Consider the following 13819-nt stretch of genomic DNA (forward strand, 5'->3'; position numbering starts at 1 on the left):
CCCGGCTCTAGGGGCACCCCGCCCCAAACGCATTCTGAAAACACAGAAAATCAAAGATGTCCAGCGCCCCCGACCCATCGCAATCCGCGATGAGGTCGCCCGCGTCGAAGGCGTTCTGGAACACCAGGAAGTCGAAGATCGTCAGCTCGCCGTCGCCGTCCAGGTCGGCGTAGCAGGAGGTGCCCACCTCCAGCACCGGCGGGGGCATCAGCGTCACCGGCCGCTCGCCCGTGTCTTCGATCACGATCGTGACCTCGGCCGTCCCCGCGTCGCTGCCGGCGGTGGCCATCAGGTCGACCTCCCACACGCCGCCGCCCAATGACACGGGTGTGCCCAGGCTGATCGTGGGCGGCCCGCCGATGATGACCCGCGGCACGGCGGTGCTCATGTCCGCGACCGCGCCCTGCCAATCGCGCAGCTCGATCCGCAGCGTCGTGCTCTCGCCCGGCGCGATCGTGTCGTCGTCGAGGGTTGCCGAACTCATCACGCCGTCGGTCAGGCCAACCAGGTCGCTTCGCCAGTCGTCGAAATCATCTCGGAGCTGGAACACCGGATCGGGGTCGCTGCGGCTCTGGAACGCGACGTTGAAGTTCATGAAGTAGTCGCCCGCGCCGCAGCCCGGGCCGGAGGCGAACGTGCCGGATTGATTGCCGATGACCGAGACGTTGCTCCCGGTCGTGCCGACCAGCTCGTCGAAGCCGTCGCCCGTGAGGTCGACCAGCTCGAAGTTGCGCGGCAGCAGGCCCGAGCCGGTGGTGTCGACCAGCGTGAGTGCGCCGCCGTCGATGCGGAAGGTCATCAGGTCGGCCGCGGTATCGCTGACGCCCACCACGAACTGCGCCGTGCCAGCCTCGGTCACGCTGCCGATGGCCGCCGAGTGGGGCGTTCGCGGCAGCGTGGCGGTGACCTCGGTGAACACGCCGCCCCCAAGGCTCACGACCACCGCCTCGCGCGACGAGCGGTTGATGCCCACCAGCTCGTCGGATCCATCGCCGTCGAGGTCGCCCGCCTTGAGCGTCGAGGCGTCGATGCTGCTGCTGCCGATGGGCCCGAGCGCGAGCCCGCCCGATCCGTCGTTGAGCACCGCCACGACGAGCCCCGAGCCCGTCACGTAGCCCACGTCGTCCAGCCCGTCGCCATCCAGGTCGCCCACGGCCCATTGCCGAGGATCGCCGGCGAACATCAGCGACTCGGCCGTGAAGCCGCCGGCTCCATCGTTGCGCAGCACGGCCGCCTGCCCGCCGCTCGAAGCGCCCACGAACAGATCGCTCGGCCCGCCGTCGCCGTCTAGATCGATCGCCAGCAGCGCGCCCTCATCCGCGGCGATGCTCGTGCGCACCGGCTCGCCAAAAGCGCCCGCGCCGATACCCACGCCCACCGCGATCGCGCCGGCGTTGGTGTCGTGGGCGATCAGGTCGTCCACGCCATCGCCCGTCACGTCGAGCAGCAATATCCGCTCGGCCCGGCCGAAGCGCGTGTCGAAGGTCGGATCCAGCAGCACGGGCATGTCGCCCAGCACGCCGCCCGCGTTGGCGCGCGTCGCGATGCGGTCGCCGAGCTGGTCGGCCACCAGCACGTCGGGCAGCCCGTCGCCGTGCGTGTCGCCGATCGCCACGTCGCGCACGGGCGGGTCGGCCTGGTAGATGCCGTTGCACGCGTCGGTGTCGCCCGTGCGCGCGATCATCATGTACCCGATATCCGCGCTCTTGAGGAATCCCGCCGGCGGCGTACCACACGGGATCGGCAGCGGCGTACACGAGCACCGCGCATCGCCGCCCTTGGCCTGGGCCGCTTCCATCCCCGCCATCAGCTTCTCGGCCAGGTCGCCCGGCGTCGTGATGATCGCCGCCACCGCGTCGTCGACCACCGCCGGCCCGGTCAGCAGGTTGCCCTGCACGGCGTAGATCACGCCGTCGATCTCACCGGTCGTCCCACCCGCCCACGCGCCCGCACCCGTGCCGCTGAACGTCGCGGCCAGCCCCGTGGTGTCGACGATGCCATACTGCCGCGTCTGGTGGCCGGAGTCGAAGGTCGAGAGGTCGGCCAGGATCTCGGAGGGCGTGAGTCCCAGCGCCAGCCCATCGCGGATGCGCACGCGATTGCGCCCCGACGAGTCCACGAAGCTCTGGGCCGTCGCCGCCCCGACGCCCGTGATGATCACCGGCGTGTTGGCCCGCAGGTCGAAGCTGGTCAGGCACGTGGCGCTGCCCAGGGCGATCTCGCCCGTGCGGGTGTCCACCAGCAGGATGGACCAGGTGGCTTGGGCCGTCCCGGCGGCACTCAGGAGGGCGGCGGCAGAGACAGCGGCAAGGGTTCGATAACCACGCATATTGAGGCTCCTGCGGGTGGAAGTCCCGGGCAGTTGGTCTTGTCACCACAGCCTACCACAAACCCGCACCGGAGCCAAGGGCGATTCCCCGCATCCGGCCCGCCCCATACCATCCTCTTTGGGCCCTTCAACACGCCCCAGGAGGCACCATGGACCTTGAGACCCGCATCGCCCAGTTCGAGAACATGTGCCGCGAGGACCCCGACAACGACATGGCCCACTTCTCGCTCGCGGGTGCCTACGCCCAGGCCGAGAGGCCCGCAGACGCCGCCGCCAGCTACATGCGCTGCATCGAGCTCAACCCCGCCATGAGCAAGGCCTACCAGCTCGCCGGCGAGCAGCTCGTGGCCGCCGAGCTCAAGGAAGAGGCCATCGAGCTCATCACCACCGGCTTCAAGAGCGCCACCGAACGCGGCGACCGCATGCCCGCCAACGCCATGAAGGCCCTGCTCGAAGAACTCGGCGCCCCCGTGCCCGAGGTCCAAACCAAGCAGCCCACCGCCGCCGAGCTCGACCAGGGCGACTTCATCTGCCAGCGCACCGGCAAGCGCGGCCACCAGCTCCCGCGCCCGCCCTTCAAGGGCCCCGTGGGCCAGTGGATCTACGAGAACATCAGCAAGGAGACCTGGGACGCCTGGATCGGCCAGGGGACGAAGGTCATCAACGAGCTGCGCCTGGACCTGAGCCAGGACGCCGACGCCGAGGCCTACGACCAGCACATGTACGAGTACCTGGGCGTCGACGAGGCGGTGCTGGCCAAGAGCCAGTAAAGAACGACACAACCGAGTCAACGAGCCCCTCGCGCAAGCGAGGGGAATAGACCCCCAAGCACCCCACGCGTCCAACACTCGAAGATGCCCCTCCTCGCCTACCTCCTCACCTGGACCACCTACGGCACCCGGGTCCACGGCGACGAACGAGGAAGCGTCGACGACGCCCACAACACGCCCGGCACCGACGCCCTGCTCCCCGACCCATCACGCGAAGCGCGTGTCGCCGTGTCGATGGCGGAGGGCCCGTTCGTGCTGGATGGGCAGATGCGAGAACTGGTGACGAGGGCGATCGAGGACCACGCCAGGCTGCGCGGCTGGCGCATCGACGCGCTCAATGTCCGCTCGAACCACGTCCACGTCGTCATCGCCGCGCCGAGCCACGCGCCCGCGGTCGTCGTCGCGCAGCTCAAGTCGTGGGCGACGCGTCGGCTTCGCGAGAGCGGGGCGATCGGGACGCGCAAGCGTGTGTGGACGAAGATGGCCAGCACGCGATACATCAACACCGAGGCGTCCCGGCTCGCGGCGGTCGACTACGTACGCAATCATCAGTAGTGGGCACGGGTGGCCTTCGGGCGTCCATTCCCCTCGCTCGCGCGAGGGGCTCGTTCACACTCAACTACGCCCGCCCCACGCCCGATATCGGGGGCACGGGCATTCTTGTTTGTCATAGTGCCCAAGATATTTTTCCGAACGGCGGGGCCGCTTCCCTTTTGCCCAGTTGGGGGGAGCGGCCCTGGTCGTTTGGTGGGCGTGGGTGCCAGGCCCCCAAGGCCATCAGCCCGACCATCAACCCAAACATTCGCCGGATCGATACGAACAGAAAACAACCCCGTAACCTTCGGGTACGGTTTTCTTTCGCTCGGAAATGATTTTCCTCTCGAAGAAAATGGCTCCCGTCTAGACCGGAGAGGCATTCCTCTCGAGGAAGATGGCTCCCGTCCAGACCGGAGGGGCATTCCTCTCGGGGAAGATGGCTCCCGTCCAGACCGGAGGGGCTTTCCTCTCGAGAACCATGGCTCCGGTCGAGTCCAGAGCGGCGTTCCTCCTCAAGAAGATGGCTCCGGCGCTGACCGGGAGGGCCGCCGCGTGGCCCCGCGGTCAAGTCCCGTTGCCTTCGGTCCGATTACCAGGGCATGCCACTGTTCAACTCGATGTCCACCCCCGAGATCGCCGTCGCCCTGTTCGTGGGCCTGCTGGGCATGGCCCTGTTCATCTATGGCAAGAAGGCCGAGCGCCCGGCCATCCTCGTCGCCGGCCTGGCGATGTGCGTGCTGCCCATGCTCGCGCACGGCGTGCTGGCCCAACTGGGCCTGGCCGCGGTGTGCGTGGTGGGGGGTGTGGGGCTGGGGAGGGTGTTTGAGGGGGGTGGGGTGGTGTGAGCGACTAGGAACTATACCTACATTGGCTGATTCAGGCTATAGTCCGATTCATGGCTAGAAAGTACTCGCCCGACGATCGGAAGCTGGTTCGTCAGATTATTGACGACACCGAAATGCCCACAGATTCCTGGCCGTACACAGATCAATTTGATCGTTGTCGTGCAGTCTTTAATACCGGCCGATTGAGTTCGTGGAATCGATCTGAGTTCTGGCACGTCGTCCTAGCTGTTCGAAAAGCTGGCGGAGATGGTGCCGCTAGGCGCAGACATGCTAGTGGCCTCGCAGCCGACGTAGTAATAGACAGAGAGGCGCTCCGGTCCGTTATGCCGCGAAGCCGAGGCGCGGTTGACAGACTGCCGTATAGCTCGACATTCGACTCAGCGTTTCGCAATTACAATCAGCGCACGAAACGCAAATTGAATGAGAATCAGTTTTGGGTCGCCATGCTTCGTATCGCAAAGAGTCGAATCAAGAAGAATGCCAGGCCACATCTAGAAAAATCTATTTGTGCATTGCGGTTAACAATTGATACATTTAACGCTAGTAGTGCCCATTTGAGAATGGACACTGTGTTGGTTCAGTTGCATTGGGCGTTTGAACAATTGCTCAAGGCGTCCCTCATCCAATACGGCGAGCCTATTAAGGAATCGAGTCGGGAGCAGACAATCTCGTTCGATCGTGCAAGCAAGATTGCCCATACAAAAGATTCTGCCAAGTTTATCTCATATCAAGATTGGAAATATTTGCAATGGTTGAAGAATGTACGTGGCGGCGCATACCACGACCTTGTTGTTTTGGATGAAGCAGAGCTATACCTTCTTGCAAAAACGGGGGTCGAGCTTTTCGACAAGGTTCTAGATGATGTTTTCTTTGAGCGGCTGGCTGATCGAATCGAATCGAGAGTGCTGCCTATTTGCACTGTGCCGCTTGTGGATATTGGTGTACTGTTGGATCGAAAACGCTCCCAGATATATGCCCTATCCAAGGCTGGCGAGGCTCAGGCGGCAAGAAATGCCGCACGATCGCTTGCAGACTTGGAGTTGGTTCTCGGTCAGGATCGGCCCGAAGACGAGTTGTTGCCAGGGGCCCGAAAGAAGCAAGTTGATGCGATCGTGAGGGCGGTTGATCGGCAAGAGCCGCTCGAAGATCATTTGCCGATGTGCTCCGCGATCCAAATCACCATGGAGGGAACCGGCCCAACTCTGAGTGTGAGCCTCGTTGGAAAGAAGAATCCTGGGGTTTCAGGAATCGAGGTAGATGGCAGTGCACCTGCTGTGGCATATAGGCGCATCAATCCGGCAGATGATTTTCAGTTGACCCATACGCAAGTTGCCCAAAAACTGAAGATATCAACATCGGTGCTTACTGGGATTATGCGTGAGTTGAATGTCCATGATGATGAATCGATGTGCTATCGACACGGCCCCGCTGGGTCTGGTATGAAACAAGTTGGTTTTCACCACAAGGTGCTCGACAAAGTGAGACGATTTCTAGCTGAACATCCCGACGAGGATCCATTGACATGGTATCGTATACATGTATCGACAAATAAAAAGCACCGGCAGAGGTAATGCCGGTGCTCCTTAAGAGAGTGGTTAGCCGCTTCAATCAATAATCAAAATCATCCCCACCCGCCATCGGCACCTTCGCCTTCTTCTCCTTCCGCTCCACCACCGCGGCCTCGGTGGTCAGCAGCAGGCCGGCGACGCTCGCGGCGTTCTCAAGGGCCACGCGCTCGACCTTGGTCGGCACGATGACGCCCATCTTGACCAGGTCGCCGTACTCGCGGGTCAGGGCGTTGAAGCCGAAGCTCGCGTCGCTGCTCTCCTCGACCTTGCTGGCGATGAGCGAGCCCTCCAGGTCGCAGTTCTTGGCGATCTGCTTGATGGGGGCGCTGACGGCACGCCAGACGATGTCGACGCCAAGCCCTTCGTCGCCGCCCAGCTTCTTACGCAGGGCCTCGAGCTTCTTGCGGGCGCGGAGCACGGCGGTGCCGCCGCCGGGCAGGATGCCCTCTTCGACGGCCGCCCGGCTGGCGTGCAGGGCGTCCTCGACGCGGGCCTTCTTCTCCTTCATCTCGACCTCGGTGGCCGCCCCGACGTTGATCTGGGCGACGCCGCCGGCCAGCTTGGCCAGCCGCTCCTCGAGCTTCTCGCGGTCGTAGTCGCTGCTGGCGGCCTCGACCTGGTGGCGGATCTGGTCGATCCGGCCCTTGATGTCGGCGCTCTTGCCGGCGCCCTCGATGATGGTCGTGTTGTCCTTGTCGATGATGACCTTCTTGGCCCGGCCCAGCTCGCGCAACTCGAGCTTCTCCATGTCGATGGCCAGCTCTTCCATCACGGCCGTGCCGCCGGTGAGGACGGCGATGTCGTCGAGCATGGCCTTGCGGCGGTCGCCGAAGCCGGGCGCCTTGACGGCCACGACCTTCAGCACGCCGCGCAGCTTGTTGACCACCAGCATCGCTAGGGCGTCGCTGTCGACGTCCTCGGCGATGATGAGCAGGCTCTTGCCGCTCTCGGCGACCTTGCCCAGGATGGGGACGAGGTCCTTGGCGTTGCTGAGCTTCTTCTCGTGGATGAGGACGTAGCAGTCCTCGAGCACGCACTCCATGTTGGCCGCGTCTGTGACGAAGTGGGGGCTCAGGTAGCCCTTGTCGAACTGCATGCCCTCGAGCAGCTCGACCTCGGTCTCGAGGCTGCGGCCCTCCTCGACGGTGATGACGCCGTCCTTGCCGACCTTGTCCATCGCCTTGGCGATGATGTCGCCGATCTCGGCATCCTGGTTGGCGCTGCAGGTGCCCACTTGGGCGATCTCCTTGCTGCTGGAGACCTTCTTGGACATGTTCTTGAGTTCGTCGACGATGGCGGCGACGGCCTTCTCGATGCCGCGCTTCACCTCGTTGGCGTTGGCGCCGGCGGTGATGTTCTTCAGGCCCTCGCTATAGATGGCCTCGGCATAAATGGTGGCGGTGGTGGTGCCGTCGCCGGCGTCCTTGCTGGACTTGCTGGCGACGCTCTTGACCATCTGGGCGCCCATGTTCTCGTAGGGGTCGTCCAGCTCGACTTCCTTGGCGACCGTCACGCCGTCCTTGGTGACGGTGGGGGCGCCGAAGGACTTCTGGATGACCACCACGCGGCCCGAGGGGCCCAGGGTGACCTTGACGGCCTGGGCGAGTTTCTGCACGCCGCGGAGGATCCGCTCGCGCGCGTCGTTGTCGTAGGCGATGTCTTTTGCTGCCATGGTGCTGTTCCTTTTGAATCGAGATTACCACAGAGGCGCAGAGGCACAGAGCGAAGATAGGACCGAATCTCTCTTTCTCTCTTCTCCCTACCCGATCCCCTCTCTTCTCTGCGCCTCTGTGCCTCTGTGGTAAAAATTCTTACTTGTTGAGCTGGGGCGGACCGATCCGCACCCACGCGACGCTCGCGGCGTCGATGATGGCGATGTTCTGCCCGTCGGTGACCTTGACCATGTGGTCGCCCTCCTCGGGCACGAGCATCGCGTTTGGCACCAGCAGCAGGGACGCCTGCTCGCCGGTATGGGTAAAGGCGAACGTGGCGTCACGCCCGCCGGTCAGTTCCTTGAGTGCTGCGCGCAGCTCGTCGGTGGTCATGAGGACCGCCCCTTCCGCCGTGGGCTATCGAATCAGCCCTCGAGCACCGCCAGCACGTCCGCCTCGGTCATGATCAGCAGCTCGTCGCCGTCGAGCTTGACCTCGGTGCCCGAGTAGCTGCTGAAGATGATGCGGTCGCCCTTTTTGACCTCCAGGGCCACGCGATCACCGGTCTCGGTGTTGAGCGCGCCGTCGCCGACGGCCTCGATCACGCCGGTCTTGGGGCGGTCCTTGCTGGTCTCGGGCAGGAAGATGCCCGAGGCGGTCTGGGTCTCGGCCTCGTCACGCCGCACGATGATCTTGTCGTGCAGCGGGCGGATGTTCAGTTTCTTGCGGGTCTTGGTCGCGGCCATCGTGCATCGCTCCTCTGCAAAAGGCCCAATCCATTTGGGCGCTGGGTGTGTGTGTCTCGAATCGATCCAAGGGCGTTCGCCCCGGTGGCCGCCCCGCCCTCCACGGCGATCGGCCACCGGCGCGTGCCGGTTGTTCATGTTGCCTCGGGCCACTGGCCCCGATAGTGGCGCGCCAGGACGCGGCGCAGCACCTCCAATAACAGCTCGACGTCCCGGTGGTGGCTCGGGCGATCGACAACCGCGAACGCGTCGGCGAGCAACGCCCGCATCGACTCGCGGCTGGCCTCCCGGGCCGTCCTCGCCCGGCGGATCACGATCGTCGGCGGGCGGCTCTCGGTCCGCTGGAGCAGTTCCAGCAGCCGCAGCCCGCCGTCCTCGGCCGAGCCGGTGTCCATGGGCAACGCCAGGTCGACCACGGCCATGTGGATGGGCATCATGGAGATGACCTTGGTGGCCTCCGTCCCCGAGTGGGCCCGCATCGTGCGGACGCCCATGGGCTCGAGCAGCGAGGGCAGCCGATCGGCCCAAGACTGGTCGGGCCGGCTGGCATCGCTCAGCAGCAGGTTCAGCCGAGGCTGGCTGGAACTGGTCGGGTTGGATGGCGATGGAACCACGCCCTGCTGCTTACAAGCCGCGTGCCTGTTGATGGGGGCGAATCCACCCCCACCAGACCACCGCAAGCGTGCCCATGGCGCTGCCAGCACTCACGCCAGTCACCCCAGAGGTGTCAACTTGGCAGGTGTTCGTGTTGAGTCCCAAAAAAACGAGGCCCTGGCGCGAGCCTGGGCTCCTGGAGCACCCAAGAGCCCAGGCTCGCGCCAGGGCCTCGTTGTGGATCAGATCTACGCCGGGCTGGGCGACATCCCACCCGCCAACTCCGGCCCCTGTTCGTCGTCGCGTTGGGGCTCGGGGGCCTTGGGCTTGCGGTCCCGCTCGGCCAGCAGCAGGTCCGAGACCGACGCCTTGTTGAGCGAGCCGCCGCCGATCAGCAGGTGGACCTCCTCGGCCGTCAGCGTCTCGTGCTTCAGCAGCGCCTCGGCCACGGCTTCCACCTTGGCCCAGTTCTGTTCGAGCATGGTGTTGGCTTCGGCGTAGGCCTCGTCGACGATCCGGCGGACCTCCTGGTCGATCAGGTCGGCCGTGCGGTCGCCGTACGCCTTGTCGGGGACGAAGCTATCGCGGGTGTCGCTGCCGGAGTATCGCAGGAAGCCGAGCTTGTCGCTCATGCCCCAATCGGTGACCATGGTGCGCGCCAGCTCGGTGGCTTGCGAGATATCCCCGCTCGCGCCGCTGGACATGTCGCCCATCGCGCGCGCCTCGGCGATCCGTCCGCCGCACATGACCTTGAGCGTGGCCAGGATCCACTTGAGCCCGTAGCCCATGCGGTCCTTTTCGGGCAGGCTGAAGGTCGCCCCGCCCATGCCACCACGCGGGATGATGGTCACCTTGTGCAGCGGGTCGCCGTCGGGCAGCAACGCCTGCAGCACGGCGTGCCCGGCCTCGTGGTAGGCGACGAGCTTGTTCTCGTCCTTCTCGCGGACGCGGCTCTTACCGGCGCGGCCGAACTTCACCTTGTCGCGGGCCTCCTCCAGGTCCTCGTGCTCAACGAAGTCCTTGTCTTCCATGGTGGCCATGATGGCCGCCTCGTTCGTAATGGCCGCAAGATCGGCACCACTGAACATGGGCGTGCCGCGCGCGATCTTCTCGAGGTCGACGTCGGGCCCGAGCTTCACCTTCTTGGCGTGCACGCTCAAGATCTCGAGCCGACCCTTCAGGTCAGGCAAACTCACCGAGATCTGGCGATCGAAACGGCCCGGCCGCACCAGGGCCGGATCGAGCACGTCGGCCCGGTTGGTGGCCGCGATCACGATCACGCCGTCGGTGGCGTTGAAGCCGTCCATCTCGACGAGGATGGCGTTGAGCGTCTGCTCACGCTCGTCGTGCCCGCCCGAGCTGTATCCCCCGCCACGCCGGCGGCCGACCGCGTCGATTTCATCAAGGAAGATCAGGCACGGCGAGTTGTCCTTGGCCTGCTTGAACAGGTCGCGTACGCGGCTGGCACCCACGCCCACGAACATCTCTACGAAGTCGCTGCCCGAGATGCTGAAGAACGGCACGTCGGCCTCGCCCGCGATGGCCTTGGCCAGCAACGTCTTACCGCAGCCGGGAGGCCCGTTGAGCAGCACGCCGCGCGGGATGCGCCCGCCCAGCTTTGTGAACTTCTTGGGCGTCTTGAGGAATTCGATGATCTCCGAGACCTCGTCCTTGGCCTCGTCGATGCCGGCCACGTCCTTGAAGTTGACGCCGGTCATCTCCTTGTTGAAGACCTTGTGCCGGCTCTTGCCAAAGCTGCCCAGCATGCCCGCCCCGCCCGCGGCCCCGCGCAGGCTGCGCAGGAAGATGAAGATCAGGAAGACGAACAGCACGATCGGCAGGCCCAGCATGAGGTAGACGGGCCAATTGCTGCTCGGTTGGCTCTTCGCGCTCAGCCCTGTTTTGTCGAGGATCTGGCGGCCGATGGTCTCGCGCGTGGTCGCGTTGATGTCGATGCGCACCGTCGTGCGATCGCTGCTGTCGGGCCCGTCGAGCCGGACGGCACGCACGGCCGAGTCCGAGATCACCACGCTTTCGGATTCGATCTGGCCCGCGTCGTACAGGCTGTAGAACTGCTGGAGGGTGATCTGCTCGCCCCGCCCGCTCTGCAGCATGAACATGACCATCACCCCTAGCAGCACCAGGGCCACCACGAGGATCATGATCCGCCCCTGGGGCATGGCCGGGCCGGCAGGCTGCTGCCCGGGCCGCTTGCCACCCGGCCCGCCTTCGGGTCCGCCCTTCCCATTGGGGGGCTGCTTTGGGTTCTGGTCTTGCTGGCTCATCGCAAATGGACGCATGCACACTCCGCGGGTGCCGACACTCGCCGGCCGCCATCGTTCCTGTTCCTGCCCCGAGCATCGGCCCGACCGGCGGTCATCCTAGAGACCGTCTGGCGCCATCTGCCGCCGCCAAGGGTTGCCAACAACACCAACCTGCCCGGCTCTGGCAGCATTCCGAGCCCCCGTGGCAAGCGTGATACGCCCGAAACGGCCGCCAGGATCGTTACCATACCGAACGCATGGCTTCCAGGATCACCCCCGCCAGTTCGTCGGCGGCTGCCGAGAGCCCGACCTCTAGCGGCTCGCCCGCGGCGGGGATGAACGATTCGGTCACGGCGACGTTGATCTGCCGCGCCAGGACACGCCCGGTGACGTTGCTCCGCCACTCGAAGTCGGCCACCACCCGCACGGCGGCCTGCTGGGTGATGCCGCCATCGGTGTCCTGGGTCAGCCGGCGGATCTGCACGTCGCGGATGGTCCCGCTCAGGGTCGTCTGGGCCGTTCCAGCGCTGGTGACGTTCCAGGGTGTGTCGCGCTGGACACGGCGGATCAACGCCCCGGTCACGTCGGTCTCGAGGCCGGGGTGGAACGTCTCGTTCTGGAACACGTTGACCGCGATGCTCTCGACCCGCGCATCGTACGAGGACGAGAAGCTGTACCCCTGGGTCGGATCGCTCGCGCAGCCGAAGCCGACCGCCGCCAATCCGAGAGCCACGGCCAGCAGGAGCGGCTTCAAGAAATCTCTCCCTCGCGCAGCCAGCCACAGTCGCGGAGCATGTCGATCGCCTCCTGCGCGGCCGTCGTCCTTGGGTGATCGCTGAGCAGCCGCCGGAGCACGTAGCGCGCCGATGCCTTCTCGCCCCGTTGGAGGTAGACCTGGGCGGTGACCAGCAGGTGCTTCCCCTGGCTCTCGTCGATGCGCACGCGCAGGGCGTCGAGCTCGGCCCTGACCTCGAGGTCGCCGGGGTACTTGCTCTCGTACACGTCCAGCAGTTCCTCGGTCTCGATGAGCCCCGAGCCGTCGTACTCCGGCCCGTTGTACTGGGCGAAGGTCGCTTCGATACGGGCCAGCAGCACCGCCCGGTAGAACGTCGACGTCGGGAAGGCTTCGAGGAAGATGCTGTACACGTCCCGGGCCAGTCCGAATTCGCCCGTCCGCCTGTAGTGGGCGCCGAGCTCGAGCATCGCGCGCTCGGCGAGTTGGCTGCCCGGCAAGCGTTCGGCGATTCGTGTCAGAAACTCTTCGCCATCGCGCCGCGCGCTGCTGATGCGCAGGCCGAGGAACTTACGCCGCTTGCCCTCGATGTAATCGATGGCGATGGCCATCTCACGCTCGGCGGCCTTGACGAATTCGGGGCTGCCGGCGTACTTGAGCGCGATCTCCTCGTAGTCGTAGAGCGCGTCGTACTCGTCGTCGAGGGCCACCTTGGCATCGCCGCGCACGAGGAGGGCCAGCGGGATCCACTGGTTCGTGCCCGAGCGGTTCTCGCGCAGCCAGGTGGTGAGCATCGTCTTGGCCTTGCCGGGCTGCCCGCCGAGCAGGATCGCCCAGGCCTCGCGTATGTAGGCCTCGTCCTCGTCCATGGGCTCGGTGGCCTGGGCGGCCTCCCAGCCCCGCTGCGAGAGCTCGAGCTCGGTGCGTTGGGCGATCGCCGGGCCGACAAGCACCACGCACACAAAAAAGAACAAGGCCACGCGCTTCAGATCGCACATGGCCCAGTATAGATCGGTGTGCCTCCCGCGAGGGGAGGGATTCGGGCGTTTCAGCCCCGGCGGCGTCGCAGGCCCGTGAGGCCCAGGCCGCTCAGCAGCGTCAGCGTCGCGGGGGCGGGCACGGTGTACTCGTACTCGTATTCCACGATCATCAGGTTGTACTCGACCGGCCCGCCGGGAGTCCGCAGCGGGAGCGTGCGGTCCATGTCGGTGCCGTCCCAGGGGTTCAGGAACGAGCTGGTCAGATCGAACACGGTGAAGTCGATGCCGCCGTTCTCGCTCACGAAGATCTTGTACTCGGTCACCGTGATATCACCGGCGAAGTCGAGGAACTCAATCGGATCGCTCCCGCCGATCTCCCAGCCGATGAATTCGGCCTCTTCACCCTCGATCAGGTAGTCGCTGGGTACCAGGGCGCTGCCATCGCGAGAGCGGAACTCGAACTGGATCACGTTCAGGCCGGTGCCGCGGATCTCCGACCACTTGGCCTCGACCACGTCCGGACCGCCAAGCAGCGGGCCGATACTCTGGAACGCCTGGTCGAGTTGGATGGATTGTTCGCCGCCGTGGATGATCTCTTCGCCGGTCCGCGAGAACGCCTTGAGCGCCACGCTGGCGGTTTCGTCGGCGTGTATGGTGCGGATGCCCATGTCGCCGGGATCGATCTGACCGCTGGCCGACGAGGCGGCCATGAGCGTCGCCCCAACCACGCTTCCGACCCTACGAACTCCAGCCCAAAGGCGTGACATCTCCACCTCCCAGTTGCGCGGTCGCACCCACAGC

13 protein-coding genes are annotated in these 13819 nt (G+C 65.2%); 4 read left to right on the forward strand and 9 right to left on the reverse strand.

Going from position 1 to position 13819, the window contains the following annotated elements:
• Positions 1-7 precede the first annotated feature (7 nt).
• Positions 8-2329 (reverse strand): DUF1028 domain-containing protein, encoded by a 2322-nt coding sequence (locus NCW75_00390; protein ID UYV12763.1) that lies wholly within the window; start codon positions 2327-2329, stop codon positions 8-10.
• Between the two features lie 149 nt (positions 2330-2478).
• On the opposite strand from NCW75_00390, the gene NCW75_00395 reads away from it, so the two are divergent.
• From NCW75_00395 to NCW75_00410, 4 genes are all read left to right on the forward strand, one after another.
• On the forward strand, positions 2479-3099 hold the full coding sequence (locus NCW75_00395; GenBank protein UYV12764.1) for a Fe(2+)-trafficking protein: 621 nt from the start codon (positions 2479-2481) through the stop codon (positions 3097-3099).
• An 84-nt stretch (positions 3100-3183) separates the two neighbouring features.
• On the forward strand, positions 3184-3654 hold the full coding sequence (locus tag NCW75_00400) for a transposase (GenBank protein UYV12765.1): 471 nt from the start codon (positions 3184-3186) through the stop codon (positions 3652-3654).
• Positions 3655-4235: 581 nt separating this feature from the next.
• Complete coding sequence (locus NCW75_00405) at positions 4236-4481, forward strand: hypothetical protein (GenBank protein UYV12766.1); 246 nt, start codon at positions 4236-4238, stop codon at positions 4479-4481.
• Positions 4482-4897: 416 nt separating this feature from the next.
• A complete protein-coding gene (locus tag NCW75_00410; protein UYV12767.1) occupies positions 4898-6052 on the forward strand; it encodes a hypothetical protein in 1155 nt (384 codons plus the stop codon).
• Between the two features lie 37 nt (positions 6053-6089).
• Here NCW75_00410 and groL read toward each other — a convergent pair whose 3' ends face one another.
• The 8 genes from groL to NCW75_00450 form a co-directional block, all read right to left on the reverse strand.
• Positions 6090-7721, reverse strand: a complete 1632-nt coding sequence (gene groL, locus NCW75_00415) for a chaperonin GroEL (GenBank protein ID UYV12768.1) — start codon at positions 7719-7721, stop codon at positions 6090-6092.
• 139 nt (positions 7722-7860) lie between these two features.
• Positions 7861-8094, reverse strand: coding sequence for a hypothetical protein (locus tag NCW75_00420; GenBank protein UYV12769.1), 234 nt, complete (start codon positions 8092-8094; stop codon positions 7861-7863).
• Positions 8095-8126: 32 nt separating this feature from the next.
• A complete protein-coding gene (locus NCW75_00425; protein UYV12770.1) occupies positions 8127-8447 on the reverse strand; it encodes a co-chaperone GroES in 321 nt (106 codons plus the stop codon).
• Positions 8448-8581: 134 nt separating this feature from the next.
• Positions 8582-9061 (reverse strand): hypothetical protein, encoded by a 480-nt coding sequence (locus NCW75_00430; protein UYV12771.1) that lies wholly within the window; start codon positions 9059-9061, stop codon positions 8582-8584.
• A gap of 228 nt (positions 9062-9289) precedes the next feature.
• Complete coding sequence (gene ftsH, locus NCW75_00435; GenBank protein UYV12772.1) at positions 9290-11341, reverse strand: ATP-dependent zinc metalloprotease FtsH; 2052 nt, start codon at positions 11339-11341, stop codon at positions 9290-9292.
• 205 nt (positions 11342-11546) lie between these two features.
• A complete protein-coding gene (gene lptE, locus NCW75_00440) occupies positions 11547-12059 on the reverse strand; it encodes an LPS assembly lipoprotein LptE (GenBank protein ID UYV12773.1) in 513 nt (170 codons plus the stop codon).
• A complete protein-coding gene (locus NCW75_00445) occupies positions 12056-13036 on the reverse strand; it encodes a hypothetical protein (GenBank protein UYV12774.1) in 981 nt (326 codons plus the stop codon). Before NCW75_00445 ends, lptE begins: the two co-directional genes overlap by 4 nt.
• A gap of 50 nt (positions 13037-13086) precedes the next feature.
• Positions 13087-13785 carry a hypothetical protein gene (locus tag NCW75_00450; GenBank protein UYV12775.1) on the reverse strand — a complete coding sequence of 233 codons (699 nt, stop codon included), beginning with the start codon at positions 13783-13785 and terminating at the stop codon, positions 13087-13089.
• Between the last annotated feature and the right edge of the window lie 34 nt (positions 13786-13819).

It is taken from the genome of Phycisphaera sp. (assembly GCA_025916675.1).
Classification (GTDB): Bacteria; Planctomycetota; Phycisphaerae; order Phycisphaerales; family UBA1924; genus JAHCJI01.

Coding starts and splice junctions, on each gene's coding strand:
- NCW75_00390 (UYV12763.1), bottom strand. CDS start 2,329: ATGCGTGGTTATCGAACCCTTGCCGCTGTCTCTGCCGCCGCCCTCCTG.
- NCW75_00405 (UYV12766.1), top strand. CDS start 4,236: ATGCCACTGTTCAACTCGATGTCCACCCCCGAGATCGCCGTCGCCCTG.
- NCW75_00420 (UYV12769.1), bottom strand. CDS start 8,094: ATGACCACCGACGAGCTGCGCGCAGCACTCAAGGAACTGACCGGCGGG.
- ftsH (UYV12772.1), bottom strand. CDS start 11,341: ATGCGTCCATTTGCGATGAGCCAGCAAGACCAGAACCCAAAGCAGCCC.
- NCW75_00425 (UYV12770.1), bottom strand. CDS start 8,447: ATGGCCGCGACCAAGACCCGCAAGAAACTGAACATCCGCCCGCTGCAC.
- NCW75_00450 (UYV12775.1), bottom strand. CDS start 13,785: ATGTCACGCCTTTGGGCTGGAGTTCGTAGGGTCGGAAGCGTGGTTGGG.
- NCW75_00395 (UYV12764.1), top strand. CDS start 2,479: ATGGACCTTGAGACCCGCATCGCCCAGTTCGAGAACATGTGCCGCGAG.
- groL (UYV12768.1), bottom strand. CDS start 7,721: ATGGCAGCAAAAGACATCGCCTACGACAACGACGCGCGCGAGCGGATC.
- NCW75_00400 (UYV12765.1), top strand. CDS start 3,184: ATGCCCCTCCTCGCCTACCTCCTCACCTGGACCACCTACGGCACCCGG.
- NCW75_00445 (UYV12774.1), bottom strand. CDS start 13,036: ATGTGCGATCTGAAGCGCGTGGCCTTGTTCTTTTTTGTGTGCGTGGTG.